General features: G+C 65.1%; 13 protein-coding genes. 6 read left to right on the top strand and 7 right to left on the bottom strand.

Annotation, left to right across the window (positions count from 1 at the left end; genetic code table 11):
* The first annotated feature begins 137 nt into the window (after window positions 1-137).
* Complete coding sequence (locus tag ELX51_RS17175) at window positions 138-3,020, top strand: EAL domain-containing protein (RefSeq protein WP_127754637.1); 2,883 nt, start codon at window positions 138-140, stop codon at window positions 3,018-3,020.
* Window positions 3,021-3,056: 36 nt separating this feature from the next.
* On the opposite strand, the gene ELX51_RS17170 is transcribed toward ELX51_RS17175, so the two are convergent.
* Window positions 3,057-3,764, bottom strand: a complete 708-nt coding sequence (locus ELX51_RS17170) for a L,D-transpeptidase (protein ID WP_127754636.1) — start codon at window positions 3,762-3,764, stop codon at window positions 3,057-3,059.
* Window positions 3,765-4,007: 243 nt separating this feature from the next.
* On the opposite strand from ELX51_RS17170, the gene ELX51_RS17165 reads away from it, so the two are divergent.
* On the top strand, window positions 4,008-4,517 hold the full coding sequence (locus ELX51_RS17165) for a lipocalin family protein (RefSeq protein ID WP_127754635.1): 510 nt from the start codon (window positions 4,008-4,010) through the stop codon (window positions 4,515-4,517).
* Here ELX51_RS17165 and ELX51_RS17160 read toward each other — a convergent pair whose 3' ends face one another.
* The 6 genes from ELX51_RS17160 to ELX51_RS17135 all read right to left on the bottom strand — a co-directional run bounded on the left by ELX51_RS17160 (window position 4,518) and on the right by ELX51_RS17135 (window position 11,240).
* Entirely contained in the window at window positions 4,518-5,216 is a 699-nt protein-coding gene (locus tag ELX51_RS17160) for a FadR/GntR family transcriptional regulator (protein ID WP_127754634.1), read from the bottom strand.
* Between the two features lie 11 nt (window positions 5,217-5,227).
* Window positions 5,228-6,259, bottom strand: coding sequence for a four-carbon acid sugar kinase family protein (locus tag ELX51_RS17155; protein WP_127754633.1), 1,032 nt, complete (start codon window positions 6,257-6,259; stop codon window positions 5,228-5,230).
* Window positions 6,256-7,872: an ABC transporter ATP-binding protein gene (locus ELX51_RS17150; RefSeq protein ID WP_127754632.1), complete on the bottom strand. Its 1,617-nt coding sequence runs from the start codon at window positions 7,870-7,872 to the stop codon at window positions 6,256-6,258. The genes ELX51_RS17155 and ELX51_RS17150 overlap by 4 nt, the downstream gene beginning before the upstream one ends.
* Window positions 7,865-8,788 (bottom strand): ABC transporter permease, encoded by a 924-nt coding sequence (locus ELX51_RS17145; RefSeq protein WP_172125629.1) that lies wholly within the window; start codon window positions 8,786-8,788, stop codon window positions 7,865-7,867. The genes ELX51_RS17150 and ELX51_RS17145 overlap by 8 nt, the downstream gene beginning before the upstream one ends.
* A gap of 13 nt (window positions 8,789-8,801) precedes the next feature.
* A complete protein-coding gene (locus tag ELX51_RS17140; RefSeq protein ID WP_127754630.1) occupies window positions 8,802-9,716 on the bottom strand; it encodes an ABC transporter permease in 915 nt (304 codons plus the stop codon).
* A gap of 78 nt (window positions 9,717-9,794) precedes the next feature.
* Window positions 9,795-11,240, bottom strand: coding sequence for an ABC transporter substrate-binding protein (locus tag ELX51_RS17135; RefSeq protein WP_127755360.1), 1,446 nt, complete (start codon window positions 11,238-11,240; stop codon window positions 9,795-9,797).
* Between the two features lie 363 nt (window positions 11,241-11,603).
* On the opposite strand from ELX51_RS17135, the gene ELX51_RS17130 reads away from it, so the two are divergent.
* Genes ELX51_RS17130 through ELX51_RS17115 form a run of 4 tightly spaced genes read left to right on the top strand, consistent with a single transcriptional unit; the run spans window position 11,604 to window position 15,781 of the window.
* Entirely contained in the window at window positions 11,604-12,776 is a 1,173-nt protein-coding gene (locus tag ELX51_RS17130; protein ID WP_127754629.1) for an exo-alpha-sialidase, read from the top strand.
* Window positions 12,773-13,723 carry a 4-hydroxythreonine-4-phosphate dehydrogenase PdxA gene (gene pdxA / locus ELX51_RS17125; protein ID WP_127754628.1) on the top strand — a complete coding sequence of 317 codons (951 nt, stop codon included), beginning with the start codon at window positions 12,773-12,775 and terminating at the stop codon, window positions 13,721-13,723. The genes ELX51_RS17130 and pdxA overlap by 4 nt, the downstream gene beginning before the upstream one ends.
* Complete coding sequence (locus ELX51_RS17120; protein WP_127754627.1) at window positions 13,720-14,649, top strand: dihydrodipicolinate synthase family protein; 930 nt, start codon at window positions 13,720-13,722, stop codon at window positions 14,647-14,649. The genes pdxA and ELX51_RS17120 overlap by 4 nt, the downstream gene beginning before the upstream one ends.
* Entirely contained in the window at window positions 14,642-15,781 is a 1,140-nt protein-coding gene (locus ELX51_RS17115; RefSeq protein WP_248305168.1) for an iron-containing alcohol dehydrogenase, read from the top strand. Before ELX51_RS17120 ends, ELX51_RS17115 begins: the two co-directional genes overlap by 8 nt.
* Window position 15,782: the final 1 nt, after the last annotated feature.

Below are 15,782 nucleotides of genomic sequence, written 5' to 3'. Positions count from 1 at the left end.
CAGTTTAGTTATCCCACTGAAACATCTATAGTTGTCCGCCCGCCGATCCAAGTTGCCGCCGAAGTCGACATGTTGGATTCAGGGTTTTGCAATGGCTTTGCACTAGAAGGGAGTGCTTGAGGGGCCAGTTAAGCTCAATGTTGCGCGTCTATTCCGGTATCGTCGACAATCATGATCCGGCCTATGTCGCGCTCGCGGCCATTATTTGCATCCTGAGCAGTTTCACTGCTGTCGGCCTGGCCCAGCGGGCCATCGGCGCCAAGGGGCAGGACCGCGTTCTATGGCTGTTGGCGGCGGGCGTGGTCACCGGCGCGGGGGTGTGGACCACCCATTTCACTGCAATGCTCGGGTTTCTGCCGCAGGCAGGATTGCATTTCAATCCGCTCGAGGCGCTGGTTTCGGTCGGGCTCTGTTTGGTGCTGACGATGCTGGGCTGGATTGTTGGTTTTGCCAATCCGCAGCGGGCACGTGGTCTCCTGGCGGGCGTGCTGATCGGCGCGGGACTGGCCATCGCCCATTTCTTTGACATGACAGCGCTGCATGGCGCCGAGATCGTGCGGATTGATTACGGTTTGTTGGCGATGGCGGTGATCGGGGGCATCGCGATCACCGCGCTTGCGGGCCCGCTGCTGCAGCGCTTCGCCCAGGCGACGCTGGCCTGGCCCGCGGGTGCGGCCCTGGCGCTGGGGGTTTTGTTTCTCCATTTTGTTGCCAGTGCGGGCATCGAGCTGGCCCCATTGGCGGGGCTGCCGGCCCGGCCGGAGCTGAAGCTGGCGGGTGTCGGAGGGGTGCTGGTTGGAGGGAGCCTGCTGCTGCTGGCTTCGGCGCTGACGCTGGTGTTTCATCACCGGCGCCTGGCGGATGTCACGGCTGCCGATGGCAAGCGGCTGGCCTCGGCGCTCGAGGCGCTGCGGGGCAGCGAAGCCCATCACCGGGCCTATATCGAGCTCAATTCCCAGATTCAGTGGCTGTCCGATGCCAATGGACGGGTGCTCGAGATGGGGCCGCGCTGGTGGGAGTGCGTGGCGGTGTCGCGCGAGCAAAGTATTACCGAGGGTTGGCTCAATGCCATGCATCCCGATGACCGCGAGCCGGTGCGCGCACTGTGGGCGCGGGCGGTTCGCACTGGCGACGGGAGCATTGCCGATGTGCGTTATCGCGTGCGGTTTCGCGATGGCAGCTATCGCTGGTTTCGGGCCCGGGCCCGGCCGCTGCGCGACGAAGCCGGCACGGTGCTGCGCTGGTATGGCTCGCTCGAGGATATAAACGATCAGGTGGCGGCCGAAATGGCGCTGCGCCGCAGCGAAGAGCGCTATCGGCTGGCGTCCGAGGCGACCAACGACATCATCTGGGATTATGACGTAGAGCGCGATCGCACCACCTGGACCGGGATTGCGGGCAAGGTTCTGGGTTATCCCGAACTGGCGCAAGGCACCAATATTGCCTGGTGGGCCGACAAGGTGCATCCCGAGGATCGCGGTGCCCTGGTGGGGATGGAAAAGCCGCTCGGGCGGGACGGGCAAGGGCAGAATACCCAGGAATACCGGTTCCGCACGGTGAATGGGGATTATATCTGGGTCTCCTCGCGCCGGGTGCTGGTGCCCGATGCTTCTGGCAAGCCCGTGCGGTTCGTTGGCTCGATGCTCGATATCACCGCGCGCAAGCAGGCCGAGACCGAGCTGCAATGGGCGGCGTTCCATGATCCGCTGACGGGGCTGCCCAACCGGGCGCTGTATGCCCAAAGGCTCGATGCAGCGCTGGAGCGGGCGCGTGGCACCGGCGAGATCGTGGGCTTGCTGGTGTTTGACCTCAACAACTTCAAAACGCTCAACGACACGATGGGTCATGCCGCCGGCGATCGGCTGCTCAAGGAGATCGCCAGCCGGCTGGTGGCCGCAGCGCCTGAGGGGGTAACCGTCGCGCGGCTCGGGGGCGATGAATTTGCGGTCATCTCGCCGGGCCTTGCGGCCGAGGATCTGCGCATGGAAGTGGCGCGGCAGCGGCTTGGCCCGCTTGACCAGCCCGTTGCCATTGACGGGCTGCAGATCGCGGTCAGCTATTGCGCCGGGGGCGCGGTGTTTCCCCGAGATGCGCAAAGCGCGGGCGAGCTGCTGCGCGCGGCGGATCTGGCGCTTTATGCCGCCAAGGCGGATTTGCCCGGAACGATCCGGGGCTTCCAGCCGCAGATGCTGCAGGCCTCCGAAGCGCGAGCCAGGGCGCTGGCCAATGCACGCAAGGCGCTCGATACCGACGCTATCGTGCCGTTCTACCAGCCAAAGCTGTGCCTGCGCTCGGGGCAGGTGACCGGTTTTGAAGCGCTGCTGCGCTGGCATGACCAGTCCGGGTTGCAGCCGCCGGCCAGCATTGCCGCCGCATTCGATGATGCCCAGCTCTCGGTCGAGATCACCGATCGCATGCTCGACCGGGTGCTGGCCGATTGCGTGGCGTGGCGTGAAGGCGGGCTGGAGGTTGGCCGGGTGGCGCTCAACCTGTCGGCTGCCGATCTGCGCCAGCGGGGGCTGGCGGAACGGGTGCTGTGGCGGCTCGACAATGCGGGACTGCCTGGAAGTGTGCTCGAGCTCGAAGTCACCGAATCCGTGCTGATCAGCCAGATGGGCGGGCATGTCAGCACGCTCGAAAAGCTGCAGCAGGCGGGTGTCACCATTGCGCTCGACGATTTCGGCACGGGCTATGCCTCGCTGACGCATTTGCAGCAGTTCAAGGTGGATGTGCTCAAGATCGACCGCTCTTTTGTGGAGCTGATCGGCTCGAGCGAGCGGCGCGACACGGCGGTGATCAATGCGGTGCTGGAAATGTCGCGCAGCATGGGCATCACCACGGTGGCCGAGGGCATCGAGCGGCGCGAGCAGGCCGAATTTCTGCACGAGCGCGGCTGCGATCTTGGCCAGGGCTATCTGTTTTCCCGGCCCATTCCCGCTAGCCGAGTTCCCGACCTCCTCGAGCAGTTGGAGGAACGCCGCTGGGAAGCGGCGCTCCGGGCCGACCAAACCGCCGGCTAAGGGGCTGCACCAGGCGGCAGCCCCATGCTGCGGGGATCAGGCGACGACGAGCGGGGCGCCGCTTCGAACATGATCATAGAGATGGATGATGTCCTGAGGCAGCATGCGGACGCAGCCGCTGGATACGGCCTTGCCGATCGTGGTTTCGTCCTGGTTGCCGTGGATGCGGTAGATCGTGTCCCGATTGCCCTGGTGGATATAAAGGGCGCGGGCGCCGAGGGGATTGTCTGGTCCCGGCTCCATGCCGTGGCGGTATTGCTCGAGTTCGGGGTGGCGATCGATCATTTCGGACGGCGGCGTCCAGCGCGGCCAGGCGCGCTTATAGGCGATATGGGCACGCCCAGACCATTCAAAGCCTGCAGCACCGATGCCCACGCCGTAACGGGTGGCCCGACCGTTTTCGCCCACATGGTAAAGGAAGCGATCGGTGGTATCGACAATCACCGTGCCGGGCTTTTCCCCGGTAGGATCGTCCACCTCCTGGCGCCAATAAACGGCTGGCACCAGTTCCATGCGCGACGCGCGAACGGGGTAAAGGTCATCGGTGATGGCGCCATACATGGCCTGTACGTCAGGGGGCACGCTGGTGGGCAGGGGCTTGGCTGCGGGCGGTGCATTGGGGGCGCTGATTGCAGAGGCGGCAACGAGGCCCGGGGCAGAACTGGTGCATCCCGCCAGTCCCAGCCCGGCAAGGGCTGCACCTCCGGCCAGAAAGCTGCGTCTGCTCAATACGGGGCTCGTCATTGGACCATCCTTGGTTCTTTGTGGTTTTGCCGGGGCCGGCCCGGAGGAGAAGGAAAGGTCAGTACTGTTGACGCAGCGCAAAGGGCAGGCCCCTCAAACGATCGTGTGCTCTTTGTGGTCAGATGCGGGAGGGGTGAGGTTTTGCGGCAACGGTTTGGCGCGCCAAGGGCCGCAAAATGGCCGGTTTGTCGCAGGGGGAACGTTGCCGGCAGGGGTGGCGTTGGACCGGGCAAGGAGTGCCCCATGAGCGCTGTAACCACGATCCCCAAGCTCGATCTCAACCGCTATCTCGGCCGCTGGTATGAAATCTGCCGGCTGCCGCTCAAATGGGAGGACGAGACCGCCACCGACATCACCGCGACCTATTCGCCGACCGATGGGGGCAAGGTGCGGGTGGACAATCGCTGCTTTGATGCGGAAGGCAAGCCGAGCCAGGCTCTGGGGGAAGCCACGCCGGTCGATGATAGCAAGGCCAAGCTCAAGGTGACGTTTCTGCCGGGGTTTATCCGCTGGCTGCCGTTCACCAGCGGGGATTACTGGGTGCTCAAGCTCGATCCCGACTATCAGGTAGCGCTGGTGGGCGGGCCGGACCGCAACAATCTCTGGGTGCTGGCGCGTGAGCCGCAACTGCCCGAGGCGGTGCTCGAGGACTATCTGGCCGAAGCACGCCGGCAGGGCTTTGACCTCAGCAAGCTGATCACCCCGCGCCACACCGGCCGCCAGGTCACCGACGCGATGGTCGAGGCGCAGTAGCTAGCGGCGCGGCTCGAACAAGCGATCGCGCGAGCCGGAGAGATGGGTTTTCATCATCTGGCGCGCGCCCTCGGCATCGCCTGCGCGAATGGCGTCGTAAATGGCGGTGTGTTCGGTGAATACATGCGCGAGCCCATCGCTGGTGCTGCGCAACGACATGCCATGAAAGCGCATGCCCACGGCGATATGTTCTTCCAGCGCCTGCATGGCGGTGGAGAAATAGGGATTGCCCGAGGCCTTGGCGATGGCCAGGTGGAACATGAAATCGGCATCGGCGCGGTGGGCCTGCCGGTTCGTGGCGTCGCGCAACAGATCAAGCGCGCCCCGGATTTCGGCGAGCGCCGCATCCGTGCGGCGCGTTGCCGCCATGGCCGCCCCCTCAGGTTCGATGGTGAGGCGGAAATCATAGCAGTGCTGCAGATCGGAGAGGTTCTCCATCTGCCCAAAGCCCAGCGGCTCGCGCAGGCCATGGTCGCGCACAAAGCTGCCGGCGCCACGGCGTGAATAGATCAGCCCCTGATCGCGCAGGCGCTGCAGGGCGTCGCGCACGACGGGCCGCGAAACTTGGAATTCGGCCGCCAGCGTATGCTCGGTGGGCAGGCGCTCATCGACGCCATAGGCGCCTGATTTGATGGCCCGCAACATGCGGTCGAAAACCGCGTCGGAAAGGCTGCGCCGTGCCTGGAGACCATCGGACATAGCTGTTCGTGTCACTCCCCTTGCCCCGCAACCGGGGAGGCAAGCAGACGCAGCAGCGTGTCGCTGTCGCCAAAGCCCCCCGATTTGGTGATTATCGTGAAGCCGCCGCCGCGGGCAAGGGGCAGACCGGGCAAGGCTTCGCCGTCAAGGAACAGCACGCCAATGCCCATAGCCTCGAGAATGGCATGGGCGGTGGCGCCGCCCGAAAGCACGAGGCGGGTGCCCGGCGCGGGGGCCAGCCGGGCAAGCGAGGCGGCCAGGTTGGCGGCGACGCGGGCAGGTTCGGCCGGCTCGGCGCCCGGCGTGGCCTGCAGCAGGGTGAGGGGCGCGGCGGCAGGCAATTGTGCCGGCGCGATTCCGAGCGGGGCGGCGAGATAAACCAGGTCGGGCCGGTGCGCCCGCAGGGCTTCGATCTGTGCCAGGGTGATGGGGTCGGTGGAGCCGATGACGCAGATCGTTGACGCCGGTGCCGCTGCGGCGAGGTGCGGCTCGTTTGCGGTGGACCAGCTCTGGGCCAGCGCTTCGGCGAGGCCACGGGCACCCACCAGCAGATCATGCTCGCCGCTGGCGAGCGATGCGGCGATATCGGCCTGGGTGGTGGCGTCGGGAATGGTGGCCTTGCCGGCATGCGCGCCAAGGCGGCTGGCGACGCTGATGGGCTCAGCGAGGCCGAAACCGCCCAAGTGCCCGTCGCGCACCCAGCGGCCAAAGGCGGGGATTGCCGGGATCACGAGGGCGCGGCGAAAGGGAATAGCGTCGAGTTCGGCGGGGATATTGCCCTTGAGGCGGGAGTCGACCTTTTTGAAGATCGGCAAGCCGACGGGCAGTTCGGCAAGCGCTTCGTGGACGGCGGCCGTGGCGGCGGGTGGGTCGATCTCGCGACTATTGGTGGATACGCCCACGATCTCGGTGCCGCTGGCCAGCGCCTCGGTCAATCCGGCAGGCGCGAGCGCCACGGCGGTCGAGAGGCCATGCATGGCAAAGGGGGCGCTGGCATCGAGCGCCCCGGTCAGATCGTCGGCGAGCACAACCAGCCGGGTCATGCCTGGCCGGTGGTGGCGACGCGGCGCTGCGCCTGCACTTCGGGATCGGGATCGAGCGCCGCGGCAAGCAGGCGCTGGGTATAGGGGTGCGTTGGCGCCGTGAAGATCTGCTCGGTGGGGCCGCGCTCGACGATCTCGCCGGCCTTCATCACAATCACCGTATCGGCAAAGTCGCGCACGACTCCCAGATCATGGGCGATGAAGAGGAATGAAATTCCCAGCCGTTCGCGCAGGCTGTTGAGCAGCGCAATCACCTGGGCCTGGATGGAGACGTCGAGCGCCGAAACCGCCTCGTCGCAGATGATGAGTTCGGGCTCAAGCGCAAGGGCCCGGGCAATGGCGATGCGCTGGCGCTGGCCGCCCGAGAACTGATGGGGATAGCGGGTGGCGTGTTCGGCGCTGAGGCCGACTTGCTCCAGCAGTTCACGCACGCGCGCCTGACGCTGCTTGCGGTCGGGCATGAGCTTGTGGATGTCCCAGCCCTCGGAAATCAGCTGGTAAACCGACATGCGCGGATTGAGCGACTGGGTGGGGTCCTGGAACACCATCTGGATCTGCCGGCGCACGCCGAGCAGCTCGCGCGGGCTGAGCTTGAGCAGGTCCTGCCCCTTCCAGAACGCCGCTCCGCTATCGGCGGTCTCGAGGCGCAGGATCGAGCGGGCGAGGGTGGATTTGCCCGAGCCACTTTCGCCCACCACGGCCAGGCTTTGCCCCCGCCGCAGGGTGAGGGACACGCCCTTGAGGGCGGTATATTGCCCGTAGGTCTTGCAGAGGTCGCGCGCTTCGAGCAGCACCGGCGCTTGCGCGTCGAGCAGGCGGATCTCGCCCTTGCCGGGGGCCGAGCCGATCAGCTTGCGCGTATAGGCGTGCTGGGGGTTGTGGTAGACATCGTGGACCGTGCCGGCCTCAACGATCTGGCCGCTATTCATGACGACAACACGGTCGGCAATTTCGGCGACGACCCCAAGGTCATGGGTGATGAGCACGAGACCCATGCCGGTTTCGGCCTGCAATTCCTTGAGGAGCGCGAGCACATCGGCCTGGATGGTGACGTCGAGCGCGGTGGTGGGCTCGTCGGCAATCAGGATATCGGGCTTGAGCGCCAAAGCCATGGCGATCATCAGGCGCTGGCGCTGGCCGCCCGAGAACTGATGGGGGTATTTGCGCACGGCGTTTTCGGGTTCGGGAATGCCGACGCGGGTGAGGAGATCGAGCGTGCGGGCGCGCGCTTCGGCAGCCGAGCGGCCATGGGCGGTCATCACCTCGCCGATCTGCCAGCCCACGGGGTAAACCGGGTTGAGATGGCCCAGCGGGTCCTGGAAGATCATGGCGATGCGCTTGCCATTGATGGCGCGGCGCTGCTCGTTGCTCATCGCCAGCAGGTTCTTGCCCTCAAAGAGGATCTCGCCCGAAGTGATATGGGCGGGGGGCATATCGAGGATGTTGAGCACCGCCGAGGCGGACACCGACTTGCCCGAGCCGCTTTCCCCGAGGATGGCGAGGGTTTCGCCGCGATTGACTGACCAGGACACATTGCGCACGGCATGAACGGCGCCGCGAGCGGTGTGGAAATCGACCGACAGGTTGTGAACCGAAAGCAGGGCCTCAGGCATCGGTGGTGCTCCGCGCTTCAAGGCGCCAGCGCTGGGCGGGATCGAGCGCGACGCGCATCCAGTTGGACAGGAGATTGAGGGCAAGTGTGGTGATGACGATCAGCAGGCCCGGCCAGAAGGCCAGCCACCAGGCCGAGGTCAGATAGGGGCGGCCCTGCGACACCATCAGGCCCCAGGTGATGTCAGGCGGCTGAATGCCGATGCCGAGGAAGGACAGCGAGGATTCGGCCAGCATCACAAAGGCGAAATCGAGCGTCGCGATGGTGACCAGCGTGGGTGCAACCACCGGCAGGATATGGCGGAGGATAATGCGGCGGTTGGAGGCGCCCATCACCACGGCGGCCTGCACGAACATACGCTGGCGCACTTCGAGCACTTCGGCGCGGGTGGTGCGCAGATAGATGGGGATGCGGGTGATAGCCAGAACCAGGATCATGTTGGGGATGGAGGGGCCCAGCACGTAAAGCACGATCACCGCGATGAGGAGGGAGGGGAAGCTCATGATGACGTCGGCCAGGCGCATGATGGCCTGCGAGACATGCTTGCCGAGATAGCCGGCGAGCAGGCCTAGCACCGCGCCCACCAGCATGGCGACGGCCACGGTGCCGGCCGCAACCAGCATGGTCGAGCGCGCCGCGACGACGAGGCGCGCGAGCATGGGGCGGCCAAGGCTATCGCCGCCCAGCACAAAGGCCCAGCCGCGCGCCAGGTCAAAGGGCGGGCTGTTGCGGCCGCGCAGGTTTTGGCTCGAGGCGAGATCGCCCAGCAGCATGGGGCCGAACACGGCAAAGAGGACGATGATCAGCAGCACGATGGCCGACACAAAGGCCAGCTTGTCGCGCCAGAGCATGGAGAGCAGCGGCCAATGGCGCTGTTTTTCGCTGGGGGCGGGAGTGACGGTGGACAGGTCCGACATGGCGCGCGCCTCCTCAGTGCCGAATGCGCGGATCGAGCAGGCCATAGGCGATGTCGATCAGGATGTTCATGAGGAAAATGGCAATGGCGGTGACCATGATGGCGGCGAGCACGACATTGAAATCGCGCTGCAGGATGGAGTCGATCATGAGCTTGCCGATGCCGGGGAAGCCGAAAATGGTTTCAACGATCACCGCGCCGTTGAGCATGGCAGCGGCCTGGTCGCCGATCACGGTGATCACGGGCAGCATGGCATTGCGCAGGGTATGGACGAAAATGATGGGCAGGTTGCGCACGCCCTTGGCCTTGGCCGTCTTGACATAGGGGGCGCTCAGCGCCGCGAGCATGGAGCCGCGCACCACCTGCACGATAAGCCCAAAGGGGCGCACAAACAGCACGGCAATGGGCAAGATCCAGTGCCAGGGCGTGCCGACGCCCGATGTGGGTAGCCAGGCCAGGTTGATCGAGAAGATGACGATGGCGACGATGGCGATCCAGAAATCGGGCGCCGAAGCGCCGATCAGCGAGATGATCGACACCAGCCGGTCAAAGAACCCGCCGACATTGAAGGCAGCGAGGGCGCCAAGGATAATGGAGGCCACGACGACGAGGGCCATGGTGATCAGCGCCAGCGGCAAGGTCCAGGCATAGGCTTCCAGCACCACATCGATGGCCGGACGCGCCTTGCGCAGGCTTTCGCCAAAATCGAGATGCAGGAAATCCCACACATAGCGGCCGAACTGTTCCATCAGCGGTAGGTCCAGGCCATTGATGGCGCGGAACTGCGCCTTCATTTCCTCGGTCGCATCGATGGGCAGGAACAGGGCCGCCGGATCACCGGTGAGGCGGGACAGGAAAAAGACCAGCACGAGCAGGCCCAGGAGCGACAGCAAGCTGGCGATGGCGCGCTGCGAGATCAGTTTGGTCATGGCCGATCATCCGGTTGGAAGCGAAAGACGATGCCGGGGTTTGGACCCGGCATCGCAGAGGTTGGCAGTCCTGGCGGCTTACTTGAAGCCGATTTCCGAGAGCTGCAGCTGCTGGTTGGTGGCGATGGTGGGCGTGAAGTCGAGACGCTCACTGACGCGGCTATGGCCAACCATGTGGAAGAGGAGGGCGTCGGCGACGATCTCGTCATGCACATAGGCAAAGAGCTCGGACCAGAGGGCAGCGCGTTCATCGCCGGTCGCAGCCGTGGCCTTTTCGATCAGCTCATCGACCTTGGGGTCGCTGACGCCCGACTGAGTGCCGTTGCTGTGGTACTTGAAGTACATCGAGAATACCGGGTCGCCGCGCGAATTGTCGTGCTGGGCGACAACCAGCTGGGCAGGACGGCCTTCGGGATAGGGCTTGGAGTAGTACTGCTCGTGCTCGGCCACTTCCACCATGCGCAGGCTGGCATTGAAGCCCACTTCGTTGAGCATCTGCACCAGGGCTTCGCCGACTTCGGTGACATGGGGGAAGTTCTCGGTGCGCGCGATCACTTCCACCGGGGCCTTGACGTTGACGCCTTCGGCTTCGGCTTCGGCGAGCCAGGCCTTGGCCTGTTCGGGGTCATAGGCGGGGGGCTCGAGATCGGCGTTCCAGCCGAGCGTCGTCGGCGGGACCATGGCGGTCGCGAGTTCAGTGCCGGCGGCGAGCACGGTGCCGATAAAGGCTTCGCGGTCGATGGCGGCGTTGAGCGCCTTGCGGACGCGCAGGTCACCCATGGGCTCGACGGTCTGGTCGATGCGCAGATAGACGGTTTCGGAATTGGGATAGGTGAAGTCGGTCGCCGGGTTGGTGGCTTCCACTTCGGTGATCTGGGGGGCAATATCGGCTTCGCCGGTTTCCACCATGGCCGCGCGCACGGCGGGCTCGGAGCGGAATACATAGGTGGCCGAGGTCACGGCCGGAGCCTCGCCCCAGTAATCGTCGCGGCGGGTCAGCACGATCTGCTGGCCGGCGGTCCAGTCGGTCATCGCATAGGGGCCGGTGCCGATCGGCTCGCGCACGAATTCCATCGGGGTTTCGGACGGAACGATGGTCACGAGCGACATCAGCAGCGGCAGAATGGGCTGGGCGGGCTCGGCCTTGACGTCGATGGTGTTGTCATCGACCACGGTGAAGGTCAGGTCGGTGTCGGCGAAATAGCGCGCGCTTTCGCAGGTCAACTGATCGCTGAACACGCGGTCAAAGGAGTGCTTGACGTCGGCAGCGTCAAAGCTGGTGCCGTCCGAGAAGGACACACCCTGGCGCAGCTTGAACTGCCAGGTGCCGTCGCCTTTGTCTTCCCACGATTCCGCCAGGCGCGGCATCAGACCCTTGTCGCCGCGCACATCGAGCTCGGTCAGGGTTTCGCTGATGTTCTGGAGCACGACGCGGCCGATATTGGACCGGGTGGCCATGCAGGGATCCACCAGGTCGAGCTCTTCGCTCAAGACCACGGTGATATCGGTATCGGACTGCGCCATTGCCGGGGCAATCGCGGTGGAAGCCAGCAGAACGCCGACCAGAATGCGTTTGAAGATCAATTCTACCTCCCTAGGGCAGCTTGCGGATGGATGAACGCCGCTGCGAAGCGCTCCCGCTCGTTCCTCCGGACGCGCCGATAGCAGTCGGCTTGCCGTTGGCCGGCACTATCTAGCGCTGTCATGGAGTTGTCAAACGAATTTGGGTGGATGCCGCTGCGGTCTTCCGTTCTCTCAACTAACCAGCTGAATTCAAACGTTAATCCCCATCACCCTCAAGCTTGTCCGTGTGAAATGTGGCAATAATAACTTGACAACATGGATTGTCGCGCCGAGTTTGCGGCAACCAAAACCGTGGGGAGAGACATGACTCCAGACCAAATCGCCGCTCGCATGACGGGGGAGATCCTGCCCGGGCAGGACGGCTTGCTGGAGGCCTATCTGCCTTCGCCCATGGTGCAGAACCATGCCGCCTTCATCGAGCGCCTGGAGGATGGCACGCTGGCTTGCCTGTGGTTCGGCGGCACGCTCGAGGGGAAATCCGACATTTCCGTGTTCGGCTGTACGCTCGCGCCCGGCGCGGAGCGCTGGTCCGAGCCGGTGCAGCTGAGCAATGATCCCGAGCGCTCCGAGCAGAACCCGGTGCTGACGCAAAACGAGCGCGGCGAGTGGCAGCTGTTCCACACCGCCCAGCCCGCTGGCAACCAGGATGAGTGCCTGCTGCGGGCCCGCCCGATCACGCTCGAAAATGGCCTCCTCGCCGGGGGCGAGCCGCGGCTGGTCGATCTGCCCCTGGGCACGTTTGTGCGCGCCCGCTTTGTGCACCGCGCCGATGGCGCCTGGATGATGCCGGTGTTCCGCTGCATCCCGCGCCCCGGCCAGCGCTGGAACGGCAGCCATGATACCGCGGGCGTTGCCGTCAGCCATGACGATGGCGAGAGCTGGCAGCTGACCGAAGTGCCCGGCTCCATCGGCTCGGTGCATATGACCATCGTGCCGCTCGATGGGGAGCATATGGTGGCCTTCTATCGCCGCCGGCAGTCGGACTTCGTGCATCGCTCGGAAAGCCTTGATGGCGGGCTGACCTGGTCAGCCCCCGAGCCGACCGATGTGCCCAACAACAATTCCTCGATCAATGTGGTGCGCCTGCGCGACGGGCGGCTGGCCATGGTGTGCAACCCCGCTTCCGCCGCCACTTCGAGCGACCGGCGCGTCTCGCTTTATGACGAGATCGAAGCGGGCGACGATCGGCCCGACGCCACGGGCGGCTGCCAGCCGATCTGGGGCGTGCCGCGCGCGCCTCTGAGCCTCTGCGTCTCGAGCGATGGCGGGCTGACCTGGCCCGTTCGTCGCGTCATCGATGACAGCCCCGGCACGTGCCTGTCCAACAATTCGGAAGACGGCCGCAACAAGGAATTGTCCTATCCCTATCTGCTGGAGGGCGAGGATGGGGCGATCCATGTCGCCTACACCTATTTCCGGCGGGCAATCAAATATGTCCGGCTGCCCCAGGGCTGGATCGATGGAGGCGCTGCATGAGCGATGTAATCGGCATTACCATGGGCGACCCCGCCGGGGTCGGACCCGAGATCAGCGTGCGTGCGCTCAGCGAGATGAGCCCCGAGGACCGGGCGCGCACCCGCATCTATGGCGATCGGGCGACGCTGGAACTGGCGCTGGCCGCTACCGGCGTGACGCTCGATCTTGATGGCGTGGTGGAAGACCTGCCGATCGAAGGCGGGCCGCTGCCCTGGGGCAAGCTCGATCCGCGCGGCGGCGACGCCGCTTTCCGCTTCATCGAAAAGGCGGTGCGCGATTCCGAAGCCGGCCGCATCGGCTGCATCGTGACGGCGCCCATCAACAAGGAAGCGCTGAACCTGGCCGGGCATCACTATGATGGTCATACCGGCATGCTCGCGGCCCTGACGGGGCAGAAGTCGGCCTTCATGCTGCTCGCTTCCGAGCGGCTCAAGGTCATCCATGTCTCGACCCATGTGTCGCTCAAAACAGCGATCGACCGGGCGACGCCCGAGCGGATCCTCGCGACCATCCGCGCCGGCAACGAGCATCTCAAGCGCATCGGTTACGCCAAGCCGCGCATAGCCGTTGCCGGCATCAATCCCCATTGCGGGGAAGGCGGTTTGTTCGGCACCGAGGACGATGTGCAGGTGGCTCCCGCCGTCGCCATGGCCCGTGCCGAAGGCATCGAAGTGCAGGGGCCGATCTCGGCCGATACGGTTTATCACCGCGCCTATAATGGCGGATTCGACCTCGTGATCGCCCAGTATCACGATCAGGGGCATATCCCGATCAAGCTCGTCGCCTTCGATACCGCGGTCAATGTCTCGCTGGGCCTGCCGATCGACCGCACTTCGGTGGATCATGGCACGGCCTTCGACATTGCCGGCACCGGCAAGGCCAACCACACCAATATGAATGCCGCGATCGCCTATGCGCGTCGCCTCGTTGCAGGAAAAAACACATGAATACGGCCCTGAACCTGCCCATCCATGGGGTGTTCTGCGCTTCGGCCACGCCGGTGGCGGCGGATGGCACGCCTGACCACGCTGCGTTTGCCGCCCACTGCGATGCGCTGCTCGATGAGGGTTGCGACGGCATCGCACTATTGGGCACGACGGGGGAAGCTAACAGCTTTTCCATTGCCCAGCGCCAGGCGCTGCTCGAGCAGGTAATCAGCAGCGGCATCGATCCGCAGCGCCTGCTGCCCGGCACTTCGCAGACCAATGTGCCCGATACCGTGACCCTCGTGCGCCATGCGGTGGATGCCGGGGTCAAGGCTGTCGTGGTGCTGCCGCCCTTTTACTACAAGGGCGTGAGCGACGAGGGCCTGTTTCGCTTTTACGCCGAGGTGATCGAGGCCGTGGGCAGCGATGCGCTGCGCGTCGTGCTGTATCACATTCCCCCTATCGCTCAGGTGGGCTTGTCACTCGAATTGGTCGGCCGGTTGCGCGAGGCGTTCCCGGGCGTGATCGTCGGCATCAAGGACAGCTCGGGCAAGCTTGAGAGCATGCAGGCTTTCGCTCGCGCCTTCGAGAATTTCTCGGTGCTCTCGGGGGCCGATCCCTTCATGCTGCCGCTGCTGCAGTCGGGCGGGGCGGGGTGCATCACCTCCTCGTCCAATTTGATCGGGGCGCATCTGCGCGTCGTTTTCGATGGCTGGCACGATCCGGCACAGGCCGAGCAGGTGGCCCGGGCGCAGAGCCGGGTCGAGGCCTGGCGCAACCTCTCCAATGCCTATGTGCAGCTGCCCACCATCAAGGCGATGCTGGCCAAGCGGCGCGGTCATCCCGGCTGGACGCGGGTGCGCCCGCCGCTGGTGGAACTTGACGCGGCTCAGCTCGAAAGTGTTTGGGGCCAGATGGCCGAACTTGAGGCGCAGGACAATGGCTGAAGCCACTCTTTCCATGGCACGGCCGATTACCTTGCTGCAGCCGGCGCGGCTGGAAATCGGTGCCGGCGCGATCAGCAAGCTCGGCGAATGGGCCAGCGCGTTCAGCCGCGTCTTCGTGGTGGCGATGCCGCCGACGGAGGGTTTTGTCGAGCGCATCGGCCTTGCCGGTGAGTTGCAAGTGTTTGTGGACCTGCCGCCCGAGCCGGACCTGCCCGCGGTGGAGCGGGTGTTGGCGGAGGCGCGCGCCTTCAAGCCCGATCTCGTGATCGGCTTGGGCGGCGGCTCGGTGATGGATGTGGCCAAGCTCGTGGCCGTCCTTTGGGACAGCTCGGAAACCATTCTTGATGTGGTGGGGCCGGGCAAGGTCAAGGGCCGGCGCACCGCATTGGCGCAGGTGCCGACCACTTCGGGCACCGGCTCGGAAGCGGGCATCCGGTCGCTCGTCACCAATCCCGAGACGCTGGCCAAGCTCGCGATCGAAAGCCAATTCATGCTGGCCGACCTTGCCATTCTCGATCCCGAACTGACCTATTCGGTGCCTTCGGCGGTGACGGCAGCGACGGGCGTTGATGCGCTGGCCCATTGCGTTGAGGCCTTCACCAATATCAAGGCCCATCCGCTGATCGATGGCTATGCGCGGCTGGGGATCGAACTGGTCGGGCGCTATTTGGCGCGGGCCGTGGCCGATGGTTCGGACACCGAAGCGCGGGCCGGCATGATGCTCGCCTCCTATTATGGCGGGATCTGCCTCGGGCCCGTGAATACGGCGGCCGGCCATGCGCTCGCTTATCCGCTGGGCACGCGCCTTAAGCTGCCCCATGGCCTCGCCAATGCGATCATTTTTCCGCATGTGCTGGCCTTCAACCAGCCTGCTCAGCCGGAAAAGACTGCCGAGATCATGGCCTTGCTTGGCCTGCCGGCAGCAGAAAACCCAGAAGCGGTGCTGGCCGGGGCGATGCAGTTCTGCCGGCAGCTGGGGGTCGAGATGGGCCTTGGCGCGCATGGCGCCAAGGGCGCGGCCTTGCCCGGCTGGGCGGTCGAAGCTCATGCCATTCGCCGGCTGATGGACAACAATCCGCGCGCGATGAGCATCGAAGATGTGCTGGCGATCTACCAGGCGGCACTGAACTGAA

It is taken from the genome of Devosia sp. 1566 (genome assembly GCF_004005995.1).
Lineage (GTDB): Bacteria > Pseudomonadota > Alphaproteobacteria > Rhizobiales > Devosiaceae > Devosia.
This window is presented reverse-complemented; position numbering and strand designations above follow the sequence as displayed.

Coding starts and splice junctions, on each gene's coding strand:
- ELX51_RS17175 (WP_127754637.1), top strand. CDS start 138: ATGTTGCGCGTCTATTCCGGTATCGTCGACAATCATGATCCGGCCTAT.
- ELX51_RS17170 (WP_127754636.1), bottom strand. CDS start 3,764: ATGACGAGCCCCGTATTGAGCAGACGCAGCTTTCTGGCCGGAGGTGCA.
- ELX51_RS17165 (WP_127754635.1), top strand. CDS start 4,008: ATGAGCGCTGTAACCACGATCCCCAAGCTCGATCTCAACCGCTATCTC.
- ELX51_RS17160 (WP_127754634.1), bottom strand. CDS start 5,216: ATGTCCGATGGTCTCCAGGCACGGCGCAGCCTTTCCGACGCGGTTTTC.
- ELX51_RS17155 (WP_127754633.1), bottom strand. CDS start 6,259: ATGACCCGGCTGGTTGTGCTCGCCGACGATCTGACCGGGGCGCTCGAT.
- ELX51_RS17150 (WP_127754632.1), bottom strand. CDS start 7,872: ATGCCTGAGGCCCTGCTTTCGGTTCACAACCTGTCGGTCGATTTCCAC.
- ELX51_RS17145 (WP_172125629.1), bottom strand. CDS start 8,788: ATGTCGGACCTGTCCACCGTCACTCCCGCCCCCAGCGAAAAACAGCGC.
- ELX51_RS17140 (WP_127754630.1), bottom strand. CDS start 9,716: ATGACCAAACTGATCTCGCAGCGCGCCATCGCCAGCTTGCTGTCGCTC.
- ELX51_RS17135 (WP_127755360.1), bottom strand. CDS start 11,240: ATGGCGCAGTCCGATACCGATATCACCGTGGTCTTGAGCGAAGAGCTC.
- ELX51_RS17130 (WP_127754629.1), top strand. CDS start 11,604: ATGACTCCAGACCAAATCGCCGCTCGCATGACGGGGGAGATCCTGCCC.
- pdxA (WP_127754628.1), top strand. CDS start 12,773: ATGAGCGATGTAATCGGCATTACCATGGGCGACCCCGCCGGGGTCGGA.
- ELX51_RS17120 (WP_127754627.1), top strand. CDS start 13,720: ATGAATACGGCCCTGAACCTGCCCATCCATGGGGTGTTCTGCGCTTCG.
- ELX51_RS17115 (WP_248305168.1), top strand. CDS start 14,642: ATGGCTGAAGCCACTCTTTCCATGGCACGGCCGATTACCTTGCTGCAG.